This is a genomic window from Collimonas sp. (assembly GCF_035566375.1).
Classification (GTDB): Bacteria; Pseudomonadota; Gammaproteobacteria; order Burkholderiales; family Burkholderiaceae_D; genus Collimonas.
In genome coordinates this window covers 49,821-72,121 of the sequence record NZ_DATMRK010000084.1, presented here as the reverse complement: position 1 = coordinate 72,121, position 22,301 = coordinate 49,821, and the positions used below count along the sequence as shown (strand labels likewise).

The window sequence follows — 22,301 nt, the reverse complement described above, 5'->3', positions numbered from 1 at the left end:
CCAACATCCTGCGCCAAGGCGGCAATGATCAATTAGCCGGATGCGACTCGAAACAAGGAGAAAGCGGCATCGCTATCGTATTGCCTGCGATATTTTCGGATGAGGCAGATTGATGCCGCAATGCATCGCGCGCCGGGTAGTTGTCGGCCTTGCCACACTGGGCAAGGTGTGACGCAGGCGGACAATTGTATGTCGCAATATACCCAAGTTGGGCCCGGCTTAGCGTGTAATTTCTAGGCTGTGCAGTGGTGCACCGTACCTTCTTAATCCGGCATGAAAACATGGCACCTTTGCGTTGGCTTGATTCCCGCAAGCTTGTTTCAGCTCGATGTTTCAATCCGAAACGCCGGCCTGAAAAGCGCAACAGAAACTCAAGATCCTTAGCCGGGTCGAGGGATTTTATAAGACACATCATCTGAAAGTTTGGCGAGGAGCTGGATCATGAAAGCAAAACATGTTGTGAGGGCGTTGGCGGCGTTGGGTCTGATTGCCGGAAATGCGTGGGCGGTGACAGCGGCGGATGTGACGCGGCTGGGGCAGGATCTGACCGCGGTCGGCGCCGAAAAGGCCGCCAACAAGGACAGTTCGATCCCGGAATTTTCAGGTACGCAAAGTCCGTTGCCGGGTTGGTCGTACGGCAAGCTGCGCGAAGATTACTGGAAACACAAGGCAGAAAAACCGCTGTTTGTGATCGATGCCTCCAACGTCGACAAATACGCTGACAAACTGACGCCGGGCCAGATCCAGATGCTGAAGCAGGTCAAGGGTTACACCATGCCGGTCTATGCCAGCCACCGCGAATGCGGCTTGCCTGAGGCTGTCGAGAAGAACACCAAGGACGGTGCGCTGAAAGCGTCGATTGCCAAGGACGGCTGGTCGCTGGAGAACGCCACCATGCCGGGCGTGCCTTTCCCGGTACCGCAAAAGGGCATCGAGGTGATGTGGAACTGGCTGATGCGCTATCAGGGTGTGGCGGCAGAGTGGCCGGACGGTTATACCGTGGTATCACCGCGTCCGGGAACCACCAACCCCATCGTCACGCGCTGGAATCAATTGTCCTATTATCCGTGGGCCAAGAAAGGCCAGCACTCGCCACAGGATTCCAAGGGTTTGCAAAACGGTTTTTATTACCTCTATTCCGAACCTGCCGCGCTGGCCGGCCAAGGCACGGTCCAGCGTTATTACTTCAACAAGGATACAGATACCTACTATTACTTCACCGGACAGCGCCGGGTGCGGCGTCTGCCAAGCTATGCCTACGATGCGCCGCTGATCGGTTACGAGAACCAGTATCCGGCCGATATTTCCTTCGGTTTCTACGGCAACCCGGATCGCTTCGACTGGAAGATCGTCGGCAAGAAGGAAGTCTACGTACCGTATAACAACTTCGCCATGCAGCGCTTCAATACCAAGATGGACGACGCGCTGGGGCCGAATTTCGTCAAGCCGGCGCTACGCCGCTATGAGCTGCATCGGGTGTGGGAGATCGAAGGCACGGTGAAGGCCGGCGTGCGTCATTCGACGCCCAAGAAAACCTTGTATGTCGATGAAGATAGCTGGCTGGTCACGGTTGGCGACGATTACGACGCCCAGGGCAAGATCTGGAAGGCCAAGGAAAACTACATCACCGCGCAATCCGAAATCGGCGCCTGCGTGCCGGTGGCTTCGGTCTACAACGATTTGATCAGCGGCCGTTATGTGTTTGACGAAACGATTGTCGGCACCGGCAAGGATTTGAAATTTTATCCTCCAGAAGCCAGCGATCCGCGTTTGACCGATAACTTTTTCACCGGCGAGAACCTGGGCGCGATCAGCGACCGTTGAGTCCGCATAGCCGCCAACGCCAGCGCCAGCGGCAGGAATAGTCGCTGGCGTTGGTGCAAACCGGCTGGCGTTGCGGGTAGGGCGCAACGCCGGCCTGGCCGATACTTTTCAAGAAGACGGCCGGTCTGATTTTTTTACGAATTTGGGGATAGTAGACATGAACAAATCAATGACTCGATTGGTTGGGGTAACCGTGTGCGGGGCTTTGGCCTACGGCCATGCGCGTGCCACTACTTTCGATACCGGAATTGGCGACATGCAGGCGGCGTGGGTCTCGAACATTACAGGTGGACTTGGGGTACGCGTAAAGAACCCGAGTTGCAGCCTGACAGGGGACCCCAATGCGCACGGCTGCGGCAGTGCGGCGAACACCGGCGTCTGGGCCAACGGCGACGACGGCAATCTGAACTACCGCAAAGGACAGGCGTTCACCGGTTACACCAGCTTCACCAGCGAACTGCTGCTGACGATGCCGAAAGAGGGTTACAAATTCCTGGTGCGCGGCACCGGCATGTACGATTTTGCCGCCAACAGCACGGAGCGCACGCCGCTGGCGTCGGACGTCAAGAGCCAGGCCGTGCAGAGTATTCAACTGCTCGATTTCTGGGGGCAGAAAGACTTTAATATCGGCGAGGAGCGCGCCCATATGCGGCTGGGTAACCAGGTGATCAACTGGGGCGAAAGTTATTTCGCCGCGGGCGGGATCAACGCCACCAACTCGGTCGATATCCAGAAATTGCTGATTCCCGGCACCCAGCTGAAACAAGCTTTGCTGCCGGCGCCGATGCTCAGCTTTGCCAGCAGCCTGCCGGCCGGCTTTTCGACCGAGGCTTATTATCAATTCCAATGGAACGGCAACAAGTACCCGCCGGTCGGCACTTACTGGTCGGCTTCCGACGTCTTCGGGCGCGGCGCCGGACCGGCGTCGTTCAATTCGCAGAACTTCAACGTCGCTGGCATCGACGCCGGCACCATCGCCGGGCCGAATAGCAAGAACAGCCAGTTCCTGAACGGCGTCAACCAGAATCTGCTGAATGGCGTCTATGCCGGCGCACCGTTTAACGCTACCGGCGCCCAGTACAAAACGGTTTTGCCTGGCAACAAGCCGCAGTTCGGGCTGAAGGTCGGCTATAAACCTGACGGCGCCGACATCAATTTCGGTTTTTACTATGAGAACTACACCGACAAGGCGCCGGTACTGTCTTATCTGGCCGACGGTTCGTCGCAATGGTCGTATCTGCAGAATCGCAGCCTGCTTGGCGTCAGCACCAATTTTGCGCTGGGCGAATGGGCCATCGGTTCCGAGTTGTCGTACCGGCCGCACGATGCCGTAGCGATGTCGGGATGTTATCTGGCAGGCGGACCGGCGGACGCCAATACCAACCTGCTGAGCGGGGCCAACTGCCGCGCCTGGAAGGATATGAAGAAGGTGCAGTTCGACATTAACGCGCAGTTGAACATGACCAAGACCACCCAGCCCCTGCTGAAACTGATCAACGCCGACCTGGCGGTGTTCACGGCAGAACTGACGATGATCAAATATCCCGGCGTCAACGCCAACACCAAATATACCAGCACCGTGAACGGGCAACAGGTGTATCAAATGGCCGATGCAGCATACGGCACCTGGCTGAACAACAACTCAGGGCTCGGCTATCCAATCGCCGCCGGGCAGGGCAGCTCGACCTCGCTCGGCGCCACCATCGACTTTAACTGGACCTACGACGGCACCTTGATTCCGGGTTGGCAGGTGACGCCCGGCATTACTTTCTATGACGCGGTCAAGGGCTACACGCCGAACTTCTCCGCCAACTACGAGGCCGGCGCCAAATCGGTCAACTTCTACCTGCTGTTCAACCAGAATCCGCAGGTGTGGCAGGCCGGGATCAACTTCACCGCGTACTACGGCGGCAATGCAGTGTCGCAACCGTATTCCGACCGCAATTTCATCGGCGCATTCCTGACACGTAATTTTTAACTGTGCGCGCTGGCCGGACGTAATCCGGCCAGTGTTGTCAGAAGCGTGAGCAATGTGACATAGAGAACGAGGAACGCACGTGTTAAACAGAACCATTCAAAGCCTGGAACATTGGCTCTTTTCCCGCCGCCTGCTGGTGCTGGGCACACTTGCCGCGCTCACCGCAGTGATGGCGTTTTTTGCATTGCAGTTGCGGATGGACGCCGGTTTCGAGAAACAGATTCCGATCGGTCACGAATACGTGCGGACCTTCCAGCAATACCGCGCCGACCTGTTCGGCGCCAATCGGTTGACGGTCGTGGTCAGGGCCAAGCACGGCACGATCTGGACCAAGGAAGGGCTGACCCGGCTCTACAATGTGACGCAGGCGGCCGCCTATCTGCCCAACGTCGATCGCCTCGGCGTGCAGTCCTTGTGGACTCCGAACAGCTTCATCAACGAGATCACCGAGGAGGGATTTCGTTCGCAGCCGATCATCCCGGGCACCGTCACGCCCGACAGCCTGAGCCCGGAGGATATCGCCCGCATCAAGCAATCGACGGCGGAAGGCGGCTTCGTCGGTTCGCTGGTGTCGCGCGACCAGAGCAGCGCCATGATCACGGCAGAAATCGGCGAGACCGGCGCCGACGGCAAGAAAATCGATTACATCCAGTACAACCAACTGCTCGAAGAAAAACTGCGCAAGCCATATGAGGACGCCGGCTTCGAGATCCAGATCATCGGCTTCGCCAAGCAGATCGGCGACATCGCCGACGGCGCCAAATCGGTGCTGGTATTCTGCGCCATCGCCTTGCTGCTGACCGCGCTCTCGGTGTACTGGTACTGCCACTCGCTGCGCTTCACGGTGCTACCGATAGTCTGTTCGCTGACTTCGCTGGTATGGCAGTTCGGCACGCTGCGGCTGTTGGGTTTCGGCCTTGATCCGCTCGGGGTGCTGGTGCCGTTCCTGGTGTTTGCCATCGGCGTCTCGCACGGCGTCCAGCAGATCAATTTCATCACCCGCGAACTGGCGCACGGCAAGTCGTCGATGGATGCGGCGCGGCATAGTTTTACCGGGCTCTTGATACCTGGCACGCTGGCGCTGGTGACGGCTTTGGTATCGTTCATCACGCTGCTGCTGATCCCGATTCCGATGATTCGCGAACTGGCGATCACCGCCTCGCTCGGGGTCGGTTACAAGATCATCACTAACCTGGTGATGCTGCCGGTGGCCGCTTCCTGTTTTAATTTCACCAAGGCCTACGCCGACAAGGCCATGCTCAAGCGCGAACAGCGCGCACGCTGGCTGCGCACCCTGGCGCGAGTGGCCGAGCCGCGCAACGCAGTGATTACGCTGCTGCTGGTGAGCGGCGTATTCGCCACCGCCGTGTGGCAAAGCCGCGACCGCGTGGTCGGCACCTTGCAGCCGGGGGCGCCGGAGTTGCGGCCGGAAGCGCGCTTTAACCGCGACGCCGAATCCATCGCCAATAGTTTCGACGTCGGCCTCGACTGGTTATCGGTGGTGATCCAGGCGCCGCCGGAGTCTTGCGAAAGTCCGGCGGTCGGCGTGTTCGACGACAACCTGGCCTATTCGCTGAAAAATCTGCCGGGCATCGTCTCCATCAGTTCGTATGCAGACAACCTGCGCAGCTACAACCAGGGTTATAACGAAGGCAATCCAAAGATGAACGTGGTGCCTATCGATAGCGGCAACTATGCCGGCCTGTCGACCGAGATCGGGCGGGTGCGCGGTTACCTGAACAAGGATTGCAGCATGACCGCGGTCCACCTTTACCTGGCGGACCATAAGGCAACCACCATCAACCGCGTCATCAATGCGATCAAGGTATTCCGCGACAGCCACCCGACGCCGGGCATCACCGTCAGGCTGGCGGCGGGCAACGCCGGCGTGCTGGCCGCGATCAACGACGAAGTGGCGAAAAGCGAGCTGCCGATGATGCTCTATGTTTACGCCGCGATCATGCTGCTGGTGTTCGTCGTCTACCGCGATTTGCGCGCGGTGCTGGCCTGCTGCCTGCCGCTGACGGTCGGCACCTTCATAGGTTACTGGTTCATGAAAGAGTTCGAGATCGGCCTGACCGTGGCGACCTTGCCGGTGATGGTGCTGGCGGTAGGGATCGGCGTCGATTACGCCTTCTATATCTACAACCGCCTGCAGGGTCATCTGGCGGCCGGCCAGCCTATCGTCAAGGCGATCGAACAATCGATCCTGGAAGTCGGCATGGCCACCATTTTCACCGCGATCACGCTGGCCGTCGGAGTTGCCACCTGGAGTTTTTCGGCACTCAAGTTCCAGGCGGACATGGGCAAGTTGCTGGCCTTCATGTTCATTGTGAATCTGATCATGGCGATGACCGCCTTGCCTGCGCTGGCGGTCGTGCTTGAACGCATTTTTCCACGCCGTAAAGCGGTGCGCGCGCCGGGCGTGTTTAGTCACTAGGAATCTGAAAATGAAAAATATCAATGCAAATCTAGGGCGTGCTGCGATGCTCAGCCTGCTGGCCCTTTGCTGCGTTTCCTGGACTTCGCAGGCGGCCGACCAGGCGCCTGCGCCGGAGCCCAAGCCGCAGTTGCAGATCCTGCCGGCCGAGCATTTCAGCGCCGCCGCCAGCACCCAGATCCTGGCGGCGACGCGGGCCGGCAAGCGCATCGTGACGGTAGGGGACCATGGCGTCGTGCTGCTCTCGGACGACGATGGAAAAACCTTCCGCCAAGCCAAGGCGGTACCGGTCAGTTCGACCTTGACCGCGGTCTGGTTCGCCGACGCCAGCACCGGCTGGGCGGTCGGCCATTGGGGCGCGATCCTGAAAACCAGCGACGGCGGCGAATCATGGGCGCTGCAACGTAGCGACAACAAAGTCGACCAACCGCTGTTCTCGCTGTACTTCAGGAATCCGCAAGAAGGCTGGGCCGTGGGTTTATGGTCGCTGATGCTGCACACCACCGACGGCGGCGCGACCTGGTCTAGCGTCAGCCTGCCGCCACCGCCGGGCACAAAAAAAGCAGATCGTAATTTATATGCGGTCTTTGCCGACGCCAAAGGCGCCTTGTTCGTCGCTTGCGAACAAGGCCGGATAATCCGCTCGACCGATGGCGGCAACAGCTGGAGCTATGTCGAGACCGGTTATGCCGGTTCGTTCTGGAGCGGGGTCGCCTTGCAGGATGGCGCCTTGCTGGTGGGCGGGTTGCGCGGGACGATTTACCGCAGCGCGGACGGCGGCGACAGTTGGCAGGCGTCCAAGACGTCTTTCAAAAGTTCGGTCACAGCCATGGTCCAGCAGCCGGATAAGTCGGTGCTTGCGGTTGCTCTCGACGGCGTCACCTTGCTCAGCGTCGACAATGGCGTCAGCTTCAGCGGCAAGCAGCGTACGGATCGCGCCGCACTGACGGCGGTGGTCGATAATCAGGCGGGGGCGCCTATGCTTTTTTCGAGCAATGGGCCGCTGGCACAATAGTTTGCGCTTAACAAACGCAGCTAACTGGGGTCAGAGTCAAGTTTCGCGATGAAGCACTGCGAAAGTTGACTCTGACCCCAGATGACTCTTGCCGGGGCGATGTCATGCAACTCCCAATAAGACATCAGATTTTTCCCGCATTACCTCAATCGCAAGCGACTTGCCTTGCGGCAGCTATCGCGTTGCCGGTTTTGATTCCCTGGCGACGCAAATCGACTGTATTGCGACATTCCCATGATTTGCCGGGCGGCTGGCGCCAAGGCCAGCAGGGAACAGTCATGGCACGACAAGTGCTTCGTCGTTTTTAACTAAGTGCTTGTCGTAAATCGTCATCCGGCAAAAAACCTTTGTCGCGACTATATAGCTAACTTAGGACGATGAATTCCAGTGAGTTTCCGTGAATTTTCCGTAACTGTGCTGCGTTGCATCGTGCCTGCTGCTTGTGTTCTCCGCCGTACTGCACCTAAACTCTGCAGCGGCGTTTATCAAACAAGCGGGCCATGCCATTTACTTAAGACCCGCACGCTAGCGATATGTTGCGGAACGGAATGACTTCCGTGTAGCAATATCGTCGAATGCTAAATCAGGAGACAGGTGATGAAGTCTGCAAAAGTAGTGGTTGACCGTTTGTACAAGGTCTTCGGCAATAACCCGCAACTGGCCTTAAGCATGCTCGAAAAAGGGCATTCGAAGGATAAGATATTCGCCGAGACAGGGCAGGTGGTCGGCGTCCAGAATGTCTCGTTCGAAGTCCAGGAGGGCGAGATATTCGTGTTGATGGGCTTGTCCGGTTCGGGTAAATCGACCTTGATCCGCCTGATTAACCGCCTGGTCGATCCGAGCGCCGGCAATGTCCTGGTCGACGGCCAGAACGTGGCGCAGATGACGAATTCGCAATTGATCAAGCTGCGCCGGCGCGACATGAGCATGGTGTTCCAGTCGTTTGCACTGATGCCGCATCGTACCGTGCTGTCGAACGCTGCTTTCGGCCTGGAAGTGGCCGGCGTCGGAAAAAAAGAACGCGAGCGGCGCACCATGACGGTACTCGAACAGGTCGGCCTGGCAGCCTTTGCCAGCAAGCTGCCGTGCGAACTGTCGGGCGGCATGCAGCAGCGGGTCGGTCTGGCCCGGGCGCTGTCGGTGAATCCATCGCTGATGATCATGGATGAGGCCTTCTCGGCGCTCGACCCGCTCAAGCGCAAGGAGATGCAGGACGTGCTGCTGGATTTGCAAAAGGAGCAACGGCGCACCATTATTTTCGTCTCGCACGACCTGGAAGAAGCGCTGCGCATCGGCAGCCGGATTGCCATCATGGAGGGCGGCCGGCTGGTGCAGGTCGGCAGCGCCCAGGAAATCATCGACAATCCGGCGGAAGAATATGTGCGCGCATTTTTCGACGGCGTCGATACCAACCGCTATCTCACCGCCGGCGACCTGATGCAAGCCAATGTGGTGCCGCTGGTGGCGTCCGCCGGCGAGGTGTATGCGAACGGCGATTTGTACCAGCGCAGCCGCTCCGATTACGCCTTCGTGGTCGACGCCGCGCGCAAGGTGCAGGGCATAGTCGCGACCCGCTTGCATGCCGACGCCAGCGGCAAGATTCAGGCCAACGTGCTGGACCGGATCGAGGCGATCCATCATCGCAGCAGCCTGGAAGACGTCATGGGCAAACTGATCGCCAGCCGCAGTCCGTTACCGGTGGTGGATGGCGATGGCTGCTATTGCGGCGCGATCAGTCAATCCATGGTTCTCCAAGCATTGTCAAAAACGCGAGGTTCGCATGTCTGAGCACATTCCCTTGGGGCACTGGGTCGACCAGTTCGTCCATTACATACTGGATAAACACGGCAATAGTTTCGACAGCTTCGGCAACGCCATCAGCTGGTTTGCCGAAGCCATAGAACATGGCTTGCAAATCCTGCCGTTATGGCTGCTGATGGGATTTTTCATCGTGCTGGGCATCTGGCGCGTCGGCTTCAAATTTGCGCTGTTTACCGTGGTGTCTTTCTTTGTGATCTACAACACCGGTTTCTGGGATCAGACCATCGTTACGCTGGGGCTCACCATATCGGCGACGCTGATCAGCCTGGTGCTGGGAATTCCGGTCGGCGTCTGGGCTGCCAAGAGTAAGCGGGTGGCGATGGTGGTGCGGCCGATCCTGGACCTGATGCAAACCATGCCGGCTTTCGTCTACCTGATTCCGGCGGCCATGATGTTCGGCCTGGGCCGGGTGCCGGGCATCATCTCCACCGTGATTTTTGCGATGCCGCCGGCGGTGCGCCTGACCGCGCTCGGCATCCGCCAGGTCAACAACGAGATCGTCGAAGCCGGCCAGGCTTTCGGCTGCACCGGCTGGCAGCTGCTGTACAAGGTGCAGTTTCCAAATGCCTTGCCGTCGATCATGGCCGGCATTAACCAGACCATCATGATGGCCCTGTCGATGGTGATTATTGCCTCGATGGTGGGCGCCGGCGGACTGGGCAATGATGTGCTGGCCAGTATCCAGCGGCTGGATATCGGCCTCGGTTTCGAAAGCGGCCTGAGCGTGGTGCTGCTGGCGATCATCCTGGACCGGATTACCGAAAGCTTCGGCCGCACGCCGGAAGCCGGCAAGGTGCAGCGCTTTTTCCGGTTGCGCAAATGGTTTCGTAAAAGTCCTGCGCTGGCGACTGGCTGAGGGAAGAATGAAGGCAGGACAAAAAACGCAGCAAAGAATTGCAGCAACGTGATCCGCGCGCTGGAACGCCAGCGCCGGTAGCCATTGATGGAGGCAAGATGTCTTCGCAACAAGCCGCTTCGAAACCAGCGCCGCAGTCAATATCCATGCAGTCGCAGACCTCGGCGCCTGCGCCGGTAGTCCCGCCTGTAATTCACTTCGGCTTCCTCACTTTGCCGAATTTTTCAATGATCGCGTTTGCCAGTGCGATCGAAGTCTTGCGCATGGCTAACTACATCAGCCGCCAGACTTTGTACCGCTGGTCGGTGATCAGCGTCGACGGCGCGCCGGCGCTGGCCAGCAACGGCTTACCGATCACGCCGACGCTGACCCTGGAACAGGCCGGCACGCCGGACATATTGTTCGTCTGCGGCGGCGTCAAGATCCATGAGGCGGTCAACGATAAGCTGAACGCCATGCTGACCCAGCTGGCGCGCCGCAACGTGATGCTGGGCGGTATCTGCACCGGCAGTTACGCCCTGGTCAAAGCCGGTTTGATGAACGGTTATCAGTGCGCCATCCACTGGGAAAATATTTCGGCCCTGCGCGAAGAATTTCCACGCGTATTGTTTTCCGAGGGCTTGTTTGCGGTGGACCGCGATCGCCTCACCTGTTCCGGCGGCACCGCGCCGATCGACCTGATGCTGAACCTGACTGCCAACCGCTACGGCAAAACGCTGGCGGCCGAGATTTCCGAGCAGTTCATCCTGGAACGTATCCGCGACGGCGCTTATCAGCAGCATATTCCGATTGCCGCCCGGCTCGGATTCAGCCGCAAAGAGTTGATCGAAGTCGCCAGGCTGATGGAAACCCACATCGAAGAAACCCTGTCCTTTGAAGAAATCGCCCGGCTGGTGGGCTTGTCGCAGCGCCAGTTGCAGCGCATGTTCAAGTACTACCTGGACGTCACGCCTACCCATTATTATTTGCAGCTGCGCTTGCGGCGCGCGCGCGAACTGCTGTTGCAGACCACCATGTCGATCATGAGCGTGACAGTGGCTTGCGGCTTCCAGTCGTCCTGCCATTTCAGCAAAGCCTATCGCAACCAGTTCGGCCGTTCTCCCAGCAGCGAACGGCATCTGCGTCATCCCTACCTGTCTGCGGTCGACGAATTGTCAACTTTGCCGTCGTTGCCGGGTTTGCCGGGTTTGCAAGAGTTGCACGATTTGCCGCTGGCGGCGGACCAGCTGCTTGACGCCGGCAGGCAATAGCATGTCGCCTGCGCTCCAGGTGACAAGCCGGATGCGATGTAATTTCTTGTCTATGCTGGCGCGCAGCGCATTTCCATTCATCTTATGCCGATGCAAGCATCGGAGTTCGTCTTTGCCACAGGAGAAAAAACAATGCGTTCATTTAGCTTAATGGTTGCCGGCGTCGGTATGGCGTGCAGCTTGCTGGCGCCGCTGCAGACCCGCGCGCAGGAACAGAAATCGTGCCAGACCGTGCGTTTCGCCGATGTCGGCTGGACCGATATTGCCGCTACCACCGGCCTCGCTTCTGCCTTGTTCGAGGGGCTGGGTTACCACACCACCAAAACCATCGCCTCGGTGCCGATCACCTTTGCCGGCGTGAAGAATAAACAGATCGACCTGTTTCTCGGTTATTGGGCGCCGACCATGGACCCGATCATCGCACCCTTCCTCAAAGAAAAATCGCTCAAGGTATTGGCTACACCGAATCTGACCGGCGCCAAATATACGCTGGCGGTGCCAACTTACGCCTACGACGCCGGGCTCAAGACTTTTGCCGATATCGCCAAGTACTCCAAGGAACTGGACGGCAAGATTTACGGGATAGAACCAGGCAATGACGGCAATGCCGTGATTCAGGGCATGATCAGCAAGAACCAGTTCAATCTGAAAAATTTCAAGATGGTCGAATCGAGCGAGGCCGGCATGCTGATCGAGCTGGGACGCGCCGTCAAGCAAAAGAAATGGATTGTGATCCTGGGCTGGGAGCCGCATCCGATGAACGTGCAGCAAAAGATTTCTTATCTGAGCGGCGGCGACGATGTGTTCGGCCCCAATTACGGCGAAGCAAAAGTCTACACCGTGGCAGCCACCGACTATGCCACGCGCTGCCCCAACGCCGACAAGCTGGCGACCAATCTGCAATTTTCCACCGATATGGAAAACCAGCTGATGGGACACATCATGGATAAATCCGATCCCAAGACGGCGGCCAAAGAATGGCTGAAAAAGAATCCTGCGATTCTGGACAAGCTGCTGGCCGGGGTAAAAACATTCGATGGCAAGGACGGCTTGCCGGCAGTTAAAGCTTCACTGGGCTTGTAATGTCGTAGCCCTTGTTTCTGGTTTTAACCTCAATAACATCCTGACAGGAGGAGACCCAATGTCTGAAAATCGTGGCGTGGTTTATATCGAGCAGGGCAAAGTCGAAATACAGGCTATCCCATTTCCCAAACTGGATAATCCGCAAGGCAAGAAAATCGAGCATGGCGTGATTCTGAAAGTGGTTTCAACCAATATCTGCGGCTCCGACCAGCACATGGTGCGCGGCCGTACCACGGCGCAGGCCGGGCTGGTGCTGGGCCATGAAATTACCGGTGAAGTGATCGAGTGCGGTTCCGACGTCGAAACCATCAAGAAGGGCGACCTGGTTTCAGTGCCGTTCAACGTTGCCTGCGGCCGCTGCCGTACTTGCAAGGAACAGCACACCGGCGTCTGCGAAACCGTCAACCCGGCGCGCGCCGGCGGCGCTTACGGTTATGTCGACATGGGCGGCTGGATCGGTGGCCAGGCCGAGTACGTGATGGTGCCTTATGCTGACTTCAACCTGCTGCGCTTTCCCGACAAGGAACAGGCGATGAGCAAGATACGCGACCTGACTTGTCTGTCGGATATCCTGCCGACCGGTTATCACGGTGCGGTCACGGCTGGCGTCGGCCCTGGAGCCACGGTGTATGTTGCCGGCGCCGGCCCGGTCGGCCTGGCTGCTGCTGCCTCGGCGCGTCTGCTGGGAGCGGCGGTGGTGATTGTCGGCGACGTCAATCCACTGCGTCTGATCCATGCGCGCAGCGTCGGTTTTGAAACCGTGGATTTATCCACCGATGCCTCCCTCAGCGATCAAATCACTCAGATACTGGGTGTGCCCGAGGTCGATTGCGCGATTGATTGCGTCGGCTTCGAAGCACGCGGCCATGGCCATGCCGGAGCACAAGCGGAAGCGCCGGCAACCGTGCTCAATTCACTGATGGAGGTGACCCGTGTCGCCGGCAAGATCGGCATCCCGGGTTTGTACGTGACCGACGATCCAGGTGCCGTCGACAGCGCCGCCAAGCGCGGCAGCCTGAGCATCCGCCTGGGGCTGGGCTGGGCCAAGTCGCATAGCTTCCACACCGGGCAGACGCCGGTGATGAAATACAACCGGCAGCTGATGCAGGCAATTCTTTGGGATCGGATCAAGATCGCCGATATCGTCGGCGTCGAAGTGATTACTTTAGATCAGGCTCCTGCCGGTTATCAGCAATTCGATGCCGGTGCACCGAAGAAATTCGTGATCGATCCGCATCATTTATTGAAAAAAGCTGCCTGAGCGATGCCGCTCTGATTGCCTGCTGACGGCTGGTTTTTGAGCCGTCAGCGGTCGATGTCACGCGGCTGCGAGCAGCGCCTGGAACTGATCCAGGATCGTGGTAATCCGATCGTCGGACAAAGACAGCAGCGCCTCTCCCACATACCACTCGACATAGCTCTGCTGCGGCAAGGCTGCATGCCTGGCGTCGCCAAACAGCCAGACGCCATGCTCCTGGGCTAGCTGGTCACGTGCTGCATTCGCCGTTTCACGCGCGACCGGCAGGTAGAGATGCAGCATATTGCAATGCGGCTGCCGCGGATTGACTTGCCACAGCGGGTAGCGCGTCAGCAGTTGATATACATCCCGGGTACGTTGCAGATATGCGGGCATGCGCGCCAGCTTGTCATTCAGCCGCATCGCAGCTGCCACCACGTAGGGCGAGCGCTGATAGACGTTGCCGCCCAGGCGTTTCATCCATTCTGATGAACGGCTGATGAAATCGCGATTGCCTAGCAGCATGGCGCCGCCCAGGCCGCCGATCCCCTTGTAAAACGACACATATGCGCTATCAAAACCAGCTGTGACGCTGTCCAATGGTTTGCCGTACCCGGCAGCCGCTTCCCATAGGCGTGCGCCATCCAGATGCAGATGAATATGTTGTTCACGACAGTATTCTTTGATCGCGTCCAGTTCTTCCCACGCCGGTAGTTGAGCGCCGATTTCACGCATTGGCAATTCATACAGCGCGGCTCCCAGGCGATCCGGCAAGGCTTTGAGATCATCCACTGTCCATGGCCGCTGCGGGCTTCCCACATTGAGCGAGATGAAATGTTCAAGCAGCTGATAGTTGCTGCTTTCGTGCAGCAATACATGTGCGGTCGGATGGAGAGCCACCAATTGATTGTTCCTGTCCTGGCAGGCAAGCCGAAGCGCGACGCTCTGGGCCAGCGTTCCGGTAATCACGAAGCGGGCAGCCTCGAAGCCTAGCAGCGTGGCAACCTTGTTTTCGAAATCCTGGATCAGCTTGCCTTCGCCGTAGCTGTCATGCTGGACGTCATGTGCCTGGCACCAGGCCGCCATCTCGGCAAAATCCTGAGCGGCAGGGCGCGGCGAGCTTCCGGAAAAGAAGGTATGGCATTGACTGCGTAGATTGGCGTTTGACATATCTTGCGGTTTAAGAATGGGAGTTTGCCATCTTACCCGGATTCGCTATTTCCGCCGCCCGCGCCATCTCCTTACTGCAGTAAAAGATGCTGGCGCCAGGGGCCAGCGCACAGACAAGTTGGCTATTTCAGTTAAAAATATCCAATTGATAATGTTTCACGGTTTGACTTGTGCCCTACAAGAAAAAGTCATCGCTTCCCGTCTGCGACTTGGTCGTAAAATTAAAAGTGTCGCGCATGTCGGAAAAGGACAAACACTTGTCAGCTACGGAAAATAGGCCAGCCTGTGCAAGGACAAAATGATGCCAAGGAATAGCAATGCAATTGACTGAAGGTAACGGGCTGAATCAGCATCCGCAGCATCAGGCTATTGCGCTGTACTCTGGCGTTGTGGTGTCCCCGGATTGACTGCTGCCTCTCTCTGCCGAGGAACCACCTCAACCCACCAAGGAGTTGTAATGAACGGTTTTATCTTGTTTTGCCAGAGTTTTTCATCGAGTTTCCTATGAACATCAGCACATTCGATTTATTCAAGGTCGGCATCGGCCCCTCTAGTTCGCATACGGTGGGGCCGATGATTGCCGCCAATCGCTTCGCTGCTCATCTGCATGACGCCGGTCTGCTGGATGCGGTGCATGCGGTCAGGGTTGAGCTGTATGGCTCGCTGGGCGCAACCGGCAAGGGGCATGGCAGCGACAAGGCGGTGCTGCTGGGGCTGGAAGGCAATCTGCCGGATAACATCGATCCGGACCATGTCGAGCCGCGTCTGGCAGAAATCCGCAGCTCTAAAAAACTGCTGTTGAATGGCAGCCATCCGATCGGCTGTGTGGAAAAGGAGCACGTGCTGTTTTTCCGTCGCGAGGCATTGCCGCAGCATCCGAACGGCATGCGTTTTGTTGCGCTGGATGCCAGCGATAGCGTGATCGCGGAAAAAGAATATTACTCGGTCGGCGGCGGTTTCGTGGTCAGCAAGGAAGGCCAGCGCGTCAATCTGGTCCAGGCCGGCAGTGTAGAGGCGGAGGGTGATCTGCCGTATCCGTTCCACTCAGGCGACGATTTGCTGCGGATGTGCGCCGAAAGCGGCCTGACCATCGCCGCCCTGATGATGGAAAACGAAAAACACTGGCGCTCGGCCGAAGAGGTACGCACCAAGCTGCTGGGTATCTGGGACGTGATGGCGGCGGCGGTCAAGCGCGGTTGCTCGATCGGCGGCGAACTACCCGGACCGATGCGGGTCAAGCGCCGTGCCGCCGAGTTGTACCGGCAATTGAAAGACCGTTCCGAAGAATCGTTCACCGATCCTTTATCCATGCTCGACTGGGTCAACCTGTATGCGATGGCGGTGAATGAAGAAAATGCGGCCGGCGGGCGGATTGTCACCGCACCCACCAATGGCGCGGCGGGCGTGTTGCCGGCGGTGCTGCATTACTACACCAAGTTCATTCCCGGTTCGAACCTGGATGGCGTCATGACCTTCATGCTGACGGCGGCGGCGATCGGCCTGATCTACAAGGAAAACGCTTCGATCTCCGGCGCTGAAGTCGGCTGCCAGGGTGAAGTCGGGGTTGCTTGTTCGATGGCGGCAGGGGCGCTGGCGGCAGTGTTGGGCGGCAGCACCGAGCAGATCGAGAACGCTGCCGAAATCGGCATGGAACACAACCTCGGCATGACCTGCGATCCGGTCGGCGGACTGGTGCAGATTCCCTGCATAGAACGCAATGCAATGGGCGCGGTGAAGGCGATCAACGCTGCCCGCATGGCGTTGCGCGGTAACGGCAAACATTATGTGTCGCTGGATAAAGTGATCAAGACCATGATGCAAACCGGGGCCGACATGAAGACAAAATACAAAGAAACATCGCGTGGTGGATTGGCTGTAAATGTTATCGAGTGCTGAGTCCTGGCGGACTGTAACAACCAACGCAAGATTCGGCTGTTACAGCCCACTAGTCGGCGACAACAATGGTTCAGGAATTATGAGGGGTGTATGAGTAATTATTCGATATTCAGCTTGATCCGCAATGGACTCTCCTATCATGAGAACTGGCAGCGCGCCTGGAAAAGTCCGGAACCGAAAAAGGAATACGACATCGTCATCGTCGGCGGCGGCGGCCATGGCTTGGCCACAGCCTATTATCTGGCCAAGGAGCACGGCTTGCGCAATATCGCCGTGATTGAAAAAGGCTGGATCGGCGGCGGCAACACTGCCCGTAACACCACCATCGTGCGCTCGAACTATCTGTGGGACGAGTCGGCCATGCTGTATGAAAAAGCCATGCAGCTATGGGAAGGCTTGTCGCAGGACTTGAACTATAACGTCATGTTCAGCCAGCGCGGCGTGATGAACCTGGCGCACACCTTGCAAGACGTGCGCGATACCGATCGCCGCATCAACGCCAACCGTCTCAACGGCGTCGACGCCGAATGGCTGACGCCGGCGCAGGTCAAGGAAATCGTTCCTATCATTAATCTCAACAGCCACTATCCGGTGCTGGGCGCGTCGTTCCAGCGCCGTGGCGGGGTTGCCCGGCATGATGCGGTGGCCTGGGGTTTCGCTCGTGGCGCCGACGAGCGTGGCGTCGATATCTTGCAGAATTGCGGCGTCACCGGGATTCGGCGCGAGAATGGCGCGGTGACCGGGGTCGATACCGTCAAAGGTTTTATCAAAGCCAAGAAAGTGGCGGTGGTAGCGGCCGGCCATTCCAGCGTGCTGGCGGCCATGGCGGATATCCGCCTGCCGCTGGAAAGCCACCCGTTGCAGGCGCTGGTGTCGGAACCGATCAAGCCGATCATCGATACGGTGGTGATGTCGAATGCGGTGCACGCCTATATCAGCCAGTCGGATAAAGGTGACCTGGTGATCGGCGCCGGCGTCGATCAATACACCGGTTACGGCCAGCGCGGCAGTTATCACGTAATCGAAGGAACGCTGCAGGCGATTGTCGAAATGTTCCCGGTGTTGAGCCGGGTGCGCATGAACCGGCAGTGGGGCGGGATTGTGGATGTCTCGCCGGATGCCTGCCCGATCATTTCCAAGACGCCTGTCAAGGGGCTGTATTTCAATTGCGGCTGGGGCACCGGCGGTTTCAAGGCGACGCCGGGTTCGGGCTGGGTGTTCGCCCACACCATCGCCAACGATAACCCGCACCCCTTGAATGCGCCGTTTGCACTAGACCGTTTCTACAACGGCCATCTGATCGACGAACACGGCGCCGCCGCTGTCGCTCACTGAGTCCAGACTTAACCTGCCACCTCCCTGGAGATCCACCATGTTATTGATTACCTGCCCTTGGTGCGGGCCGCGCGCCGAGAGTGAATTCCATTGCGGCGGCGAAGCCGACATCGCGCGTCCGCTGGACACCGAAAATATCAGCGATGAAGCATGGGGCGACTATCTGTTCATGCGCAAGAATCCGCGTGGCGTACACCGCGAGCAGTGGCTGCACAGCCATGGCTGCCGGCGCTGGTTCATGGCCGAGCGCGATACCGTTACTTATGAATTCCTCGGCTACAGCAAATTCGGCGAGAAGACTGCAACAGGGAGCGCTACATGAGCAATAACCACATGAGCAACAGTCAAACCCATCGTCTCAAGAGCGGCGGCAGGATAGATCGCGGCGCCGCGCTCGGTTTTACCTTTAACGGTAAGAGTTATCAAGGCTACCAAGGCGACACGCTGGCTTCGGCGCTGCTGGCGAATGGCGTGCATTTTGTGGCGCGCAGCTGGAAATACCATCGGCCGCGCGGCATCGTCACCGCCGGCGTGGAAGAACCGAATGCGTTGGTGCAACTGGAAACCGGTGCGTACACGGTGCCTAACGCCCGCGCCACTGAAATCGAGTTGTATCAGGGTTTGAGCGCGAGCAGCGTCAACGCCAGCCCCAGCATCGAGAACGACCGGATGGCGGTGACCCAACTGTTTGCCCGTTTCATCCCGGCTGGCTTTTATTACAAGACATTCAAGTGGCCGCGCAGCTGGTGGGGCAAATACGAAGAAGTGATACGTGAAGCGGCCGGCTTCGGCAAGGCGCCGACCGCACTTGATCCGGACCGCTACGAAAAAACCTACGCCCATTGCGATGTGCTGGTGGCTGGCGCCGGCCCGGCCGGGCTGGCGGCAGCCTGGGTCGCCGCCAGTTCTGGCGCGCGGGTGGTGCTGGTTGACGATCAGGCGGAACTGGGCGGCAGCCTGCTGTCCGGGCCGGCCGTGATTGACGGCTTGCCGGCCGCAGCCTGGGTCGCCAAGATAGCAGCGGATTTGCGGTGTTCGCCGGAGGTGACGATTTTGTCGCGCAGCACCGTGTTCGGCTATCAGGATCACAATCTGCTGACCGTGACCCAGCGCCTGAGCGAGCACTTGCCGCTGGCGGCGCGCGGCGCGGTACGCGAACGGCTGTGGAAGGTACGCGCCAAACACGTGATACTGGCCACCGGCGCGCATGAGAGGCCGATTGTGTTCGGCAATAACGATTTGCCCGGCATCATGCTGGCGTCGGCGGTGTCAACCTACATCCATCGCTATGGTGTGCTGCCGGGGCGCAAGGCGGTGATCTTCACCAACAATGACGATGCTTACCAGACTGCGCTGGATTTGAAGAGCAACGGCGCCGAGGTGACGGTGGTCGATCCGCGTGCCGCCAATGATAGCAACGGCAACAGTTTGCCGGCAGCCGCCAGACGGCAAGGCGTCAACATCATCAACGACGCCGTGGTGGTGACCGCCAGCGGCGGCCGTCATGTCAAGATGGTGGAAGTGGCGCGCCATCAGGATGGTGTGCCGGGACAGTTCATTACCTCGATTGCCTGCGATTTGCTGGGCATGTCGGGCGGCTGGAATCCGGTGATTCATCTGTTCGCGCAGTCCGGCGGCAAGGCGCACTGGAACAACGATAAAGCCTGTTTTGTGCCGGGTTCGGCGATGCAAAAGGAAACCAGCGCCGGCGCCGCCAATGGCGATTTCAGCCTGAGCGGAGCCTTGCGCGACGGTGCTTTGGCGGCACAGCAGGCGATGCTTGCAGTCGGCTTGAAGCCGGTGGCGCTGCCCAGCTGGAAAGTGGCGGAACTGGCCGAGGCCGCCATCATGCCCTTGTGGCTGGTGGGCGATCGCAAGCATGTGGGGCGTGGCCCCAAGCAGTTTGTCGATTATCAGAATGACGTTTCGGCGGCGGATATCTATCTGGCGGCGCGCGAGGGTTATCACTCGGTGGAACACGTCAAGCGCTACACCGCGCTCGGCTTCGGCACCGATCAAGGCAAGCTCGGCAATATCAACGGTATGGCGATCCTGGCGGAAGTGCTGGGCAAGACCATTCCGCAAACCGGCACCACTACCTTCCGTCCGAACTACACGCCGGTGACTTTCGGTACGGTAGCCGGGCGCGAGCTGGGTGAGTTCCTGACACCGATACGCAAGACCTGCATCCATCCCTGGCACCAGGAGCAGGGCGCCTTGTTTGAAGATGTCGGCAACTGGAAGCGGCCCTGGTACTACCCACGCGGCAAGGAAGATCTGCACGCCGCGGTAGCGCGTGAATGCCTGGCGGCGCGCAACAGCGTCGGCATCCTGGATGCCTCGACCCTGGGCAAGATCGATGTGCAGGGACCGGATGCGGTGACCTTGCTCAACTGGATCTACACCAATCCATGGAACAAGCTGGAAGTCGGCAAGTGCCGCTACGGTTTGATGCTGGACGAAAACGGTATGGTGTTCGACGATGGCGTCACGGTGCGCCTGGGCGAACAGCATTTCCTGATGAGCACCACCACCGGCGGCGCGGCGCGTGTGCTGGACTGGATGGAGCGCTGGTTGCAAACCGAATGGCCGCATCTGAAAGTCAACCTGACCTCGGTCACCGATCACTTCGCGACCTTCGCCGTGGTCGGCCCGAACGCCCGGCGTGTGTTGCAGAAGGTGTGTAAGGACATCGATTTCTCCAACCAGAATTTTCCTTTCATGTCGTTCCGCGAAGGCAGCATCAACAGCGTATTCACTCGCATCATGCGGATCAGCTTTTCCGGCGAATTGTCGTATGAGGTGAACGTGCCGGCCAACATGGGGCGCGCCATCTGGGATGCGATCATCGAAGCCGGCAAGGAGTTCGATATCACCCCTTACGGCACCGAGACCATGCACGTGCTGCGCGCAGAAAAAGGCTACATCATCGTCGGCCAGGATACCGACGGTTCGGTAACGCCGTTTGATCTGGGCATGGGCGGCCTGGTCGCCAAGTCCAAGGATTTCCTCGGCAAGCGTTCCTTGACGCGCTCCGATACCGCGCGCGACGACCGCAAGCAACTGGTCGGACTGTTGAGCGAGGATAAGAATTTCGTCCTGCCGGAAGGCAGCCAGATCCTGGCGGAGCCGAGCAACGAACCGATTGCCAACATGATCGGCCATGTCACTTCCAGTTATTTCAGCCCGATCCTGCAGCGCTCAATTGCCTTCGCGCTGATCAAGGGCGGCCTGAACAAGATGGGGCAGGAAGTCAGTATTCCGCTGGCAAATGGCCGCAATCTTGCGGCCAAGATCAGCAGCCTGGTGTTTTACGATGCAGAAGGAGTCCGTCAACATGTTGAATGAAACCCAGCTTTTCCAGGTGCAGCAAGAGTCGCCTTTCACCGAACTGACGCAGTTGCTGGCGCCGCTAGCGGTTGGCGCCAACCAGGCGGTCAGCATGGAGGAAAAACCTTTCCTCGAATTGATCAACCTCAAGGGTGAAGCGGATTCGGCCGTGCTCCTGAAAGCAGTCAAGAGCCTCACCGGCGCAGCCCTGCCGCTGCAACCCAATACGCTAGCCGAGAGCGAGCAATTCACCATCTACTGGCTGGCGCCCAATGAATGGCTGATCCAGTCAAAAGAACCGCGCTTGCCCACGCTTTGCGCCGATCTGGCCGGCGCGCTGGCTGGGCAGTTTGCCTCGGTGGTGGATGTCAGCAGCGGCAATACCAGCCTGGTGCTCAGCGGCGTGAAGGCGCGCGAGGTATTGCAGAAAGGCTGCCCGCTGGATTTCCATCCTGCTGTGTTCGCGCTCGGCCAATGCGCCCAAAGCCATTACTTCAAAACCGGCGTCTTGCTGCGGCCGCTGGCCGACGGCGCTTATGAGCTGATCATCCGCCGCAGCTTTTCCGATTATTTCGGCCGTATTTTATTAGATGCCTGCCAGGAATACCTGCGATGAAAAATGAAAACATCGCCAGCGGCGTACGCTGGCAAATCTTCGTCGAAGGTTTGTCGGTGACGACCCGCATCGGCCTGCATCCGCATGAACATGAAAAGCCGCAGGCGGTCGAACTGGATATCGAGTTGTCCTATCGCACCGGCGGCAGCGGCCAGCATGACGACAACGCCGCTTCGGTGATCGACTACGATCATTACTGCAGCGTGGTCACGACTTTCCTGCAAGACAAGCCGCATACCCGATTGCTGGAGACGCTGGCGTCCGAAGTCGCCAGCTTGTCGTTCCGGGAATTCCCGATGCTCGATGAAATCCGCGTCGCGATCCATAAACCCAAGATCCGCCCCAACACGGCACGCCTGGGGGTGGCTTCAAGCTGGAGCCGCTGGAGTTATGAAACCATGTTGCTGCAACAGCCCTTGGAGAGCAGCGTGGCAGCTTGAACAATGATGC

General features: G+C 58.7%; 16 protein-coding genes. 15 read left to right on the top strand and 1 reads right to left on the bottom strand.

The features are described from left to right. Positions 1-441: 441 nt before the first annotated feature. The 9 genes from VNZ60_RS24695 (at position 442) to fdhA (ending at position 13,528) form a co-directional block, all read left to right on the top strand. Positions 442-1,824 (top strand): DUF1329 domain-containing protein, encoded by a 1,383-nt coding sequence (locus VNZ60_RS24695; RefSeq protein ID WP_325663971.1) that lies wholly within the window; start codon positions 442-444, stop codon positions 1,822-1,824. A 157-nt stretch (positions 1,825-1,981) separates the two neighbouring features. Then, positions 1,982-3,802 (top strand): DUF1302 domain-containing protein, encoded by a 1,821-nt coding sequence (locus VNZ60_RS24690; protein WP_325663969.1) that lies wholly within the window; start codon positions 1,982-1,984, stop codon positions 3,800-3,802. Positions 3,803-3,881: 79 nt separating this feature from the next. Next, positions 3,882-6,242, top strand: coding sequence for an efflux RND transporter permease subunit (locus VNZ60_RS24685; protein ID WP_325663968.1), 2,361 nt, complete (start codon positions 3,882-3,884; stop codon positions 6,240-6,242). A 46-nt stretch (positions 6,243-6,288) separates the two neighbouring features. Then, positions 6,289-7,257, top strand: coding sequence for a YCF48-related protein (locus tag VNZ60_RS24680; protein ID WP_414648973.1), 969 nt, complete (start codon positions 6,289-6,291; stop codon positions 7,255-7,257). A gap of 597 nt (positions 7,258-7,854) precedes the next feature. Next, entirely contained in the window at positions 7,855-9,045 is a 1,191-nt protein-coding gene (locus VNZ60_RS24675) for a quaternary amine ABC transporter ATP-binding protein (protein ID WP_325663964.1), read from the top strand. Continuing rightward, the gene (choW, locus tag VNZ60_RS24670; RefSeq protein ID WP_414648969.1) at positions 9,038-9,934 is read left to right on the top strand and encodes a choline ABC transporter permease subunit; all 897 of its coding nucleotides are present in this window, start codon (positions 9,038-9,040) and stop codon (positions 9,932-9,934) included. The genes VNZ60_RS24675 and choW overlap by 8 nt, the downstream gene beginning before the upstream one ends. Positions 9,935-10,080: 146 nt before the next feature. Next, positions 10,081-11,184: a GlxA family transcriptional regulator gene (locus VNZ60_RS24665; protein ID WP_325664158.1), complete on the top strand. Its 1,104-nt coding sequence runs from the start codon at positions 10,081-10,083 to the stop codon at positions 11,182-11,184. Between the two features lie 168 nt (positions 11,185-11,352). After that, positions 11,353-12,267, top strand: coding sequence for a choline ABC transporter substrate-binding protein (locus VNZ60_RS24660; RefSeq protein ID WP_325664156.1), 915 nt, complete (start codon positions 11,353-11,355; stop codon positions 12,265-12,267). A 58-nt stretch (positions 12,268-12,325) separates the two neighbouring features. Further along, complete coding sequence (fdhA, locus tag VNZ60_RS24655) at positions 12,326-13,528, top strand: formaldehyde dehydrogenase, glutathione-independent (RefSeq protein ID WP_325663962.1); 1,203 nt, start codon at positions 12,326-12,328, stop codon at positions 13,526-13,528. A gap of 57 nt (positions 13,529-13,585) precedes the next feature. On the opposite strand, the gene VNZ60_RS24650 is transcribed toward fdhA, so the two are convergent. Next, positions 13,586-14,674, bottom strand: coding sequence for a threonine aldolase family protein (locus VNZ60_RS24650; protein WP_325663960.1), 1,089 nt, complete (start codon positions 14,672-14,674; stop codon positions 13,586-13,588). 504 nt (positions 14,675-15,178) lie between these two features. Between VNZ60_RS24650 and VNZ60_RS24645 the strand changes: the two genes are divergently transcribed. From VNZ60_RS24645 to VNZ60_RS24620, 6 genes are all read left to right on the top strand, one after another. Next, positions 15,179-16,570, top strand: coding sequence for an L-serine ammonia-lyase (locus VNZ60_RS24645; RefSeq protein WP_325663959.1), 1,392 nt, complete (start codon positions 15,179-15,181; stop codon positions 16,568-16,570). A 90-nt stretch (positions 16,571-16,660) separates the two neighbouring features. Then, complete coding sequence (locus VNZ60_RS24640) at positions 16,661-17,905, top strand: sarcosine oxidase subunit beta family protein (protein ID WP_325663957.1); 1,245 nt, start codon at positions 16,661-16,663, stop codon at positions 17,903-17,905. A gap of 37 nt (positions 17,906-17,942) precedes the next feature. After that, complete coding sequence (locus tag VNZ60_RS24635) at positions 17,943-18,227, top strand: sarcosine oxidase subunit delta (protein ID WP_325663955.1); 285 nt, start codon at positions 17,943-17,945, stop codon at positions 18,225-18,227. 11 nt (positions 18,228-18,238) lie between these two features. Continuing rightward, positions 18,239-21,253, top strand: a complete 3,015-nt coding sequence (locus VNZ60_RS24630) for a sarcosine oxidase subunit alpha family protein (RefSeq protein ID WP_325664154.1) — start codon at positions 18,239-18,241, stop codon at positions 21,251-21,253. After that, positions 21,243-21,851, top strand: coding sequence for a sarcosine oxidase subunit gamma (locus VNZ60_RS24625; protein WP_325663953.1), 609 nt, complete (start codon positions 21,243-21,245; stop codon positions 21,849-21,851). Before VNZ60_RS24630 ends, VNZ60_RS24625 begins: the two co-directional genes overlap by 11 nt. Further along, a complete protein-coding gene (locus tag VNZ60_RS24620) occupies positions 21,848-22,291 on the top strand; it encodes a dihydroneopterin aldolase (protein WP_325663951.1) in 444 nt (147 codons plus the stop codon). The genes VNZ60_RS24625 and VNZ60_RS24620 overlap by 4 nt, the downstream gene beginning before the upstream one ends. Positions 22,292-22,301 lie beyond the last annotated feature (10 nt).

Coding starts and splice junctions, on each gene's coding strand:
- VNZ60_RS24695 (WP_325663971.1), top strand. CDS start 442: ATGAAAGCAAAACATGTTGTGAGGGCGTTGGCGGCGTTGGGTCTGATT.
- VNZ60_RS24690 (WP_325663969.1), top strand. CDS start 1,982: ATGAACAAATCAATGACTCGATTGGTTGGGGTAACCGTGTGCGGGGCT.
- VNZ60_RS24680 (WP_414648973.1), top strand. CDS start 6,289: ATGCTCAGCCTGCTGGCCCTTTGCTGCGTTTCCTGGACTTCGCAGGCG.
- VNZ60_RS24675 (WP_325663964.1), top strand. CDS start 7,855: ATGAAGTCTGCAAAAGTAGTGGTTGACCGTTTGTACAAGGTCTTCGGC.
- choW (WP_414648969.1), top strand. CDS start 9,038: ATGTCTGAGCACATTCCCTTGGGGCACTGGGTCGACCAGTTCGTCCAT.
- VNZ60_RS24665 (WP_325664158.1), top strand. CDS start 10,081: ATGCAGTCGCAGACCTCGGCGCCTGCGCCGGTAGTCCCGCCTGTAATT.
- VNZ60_RS24660 (WP_325664156.1), top strand. CDS start 11,353: ATGGCGTGCAGCTTGCTGGCGCCGCTGCAGACCCGCGCGCAGGAACAG.
- fdhA (WP_325663962.1), top strand. CDS start 12,326: ATGTCTGAAAATCGTGGCGTGGTTTATATCGAGCAGGGCAAAGTCGAA.
- VNZ60_RS24650 (WP_325663960.1), bottom strand. CDS start 14,674: ATGTCAAACGCCAATCTACGCAGTCAATGCCATACCTTCTTTTCCGGA.
- VNZ60_RS24645 (WP_325663959.1), top strand. CDS start 15,179: ATGAACATCAGCACATTCGATTTATTCAAGGTCGGCATCGGCCCCTCT.
- VNZ60_RS24640 (WP_325663957.1), top strand. CDS start 16,661: ATGAGTAATTATTCGATATTCAGCTTGATCCGCAATGGACTCTCCTAT.
- VNZ60_RS24635 (WP_325663955.1), top strand. CDS start 17,943: ATGTTATTGATTACCTGCCCTTGGTGCGGGCCGCGCGCCGAGAGTGAA.
- VNZ60_RS24630 (WP_325664154.1), top strand. CDS start 18,239: ATGAGCAACAGTCAAACCCATCGTCTCAAGAGCGGCGGCAGGATAGAT.
- VNZ60_RS24625 (WP_325663953.1), top strand. CDS start 21,243: ATGTTGAATGAAACCCAGCTTTTCCAGGTGCAGCAAGAGTCGCCTTTC.
- VNZ60_RS24620 (WP_325663951.1), top strand. CDS start 21,848: ATGAAAAATGAAAACATCGCCAGCGGCGTACGCTGGCAAATCTTCGTC.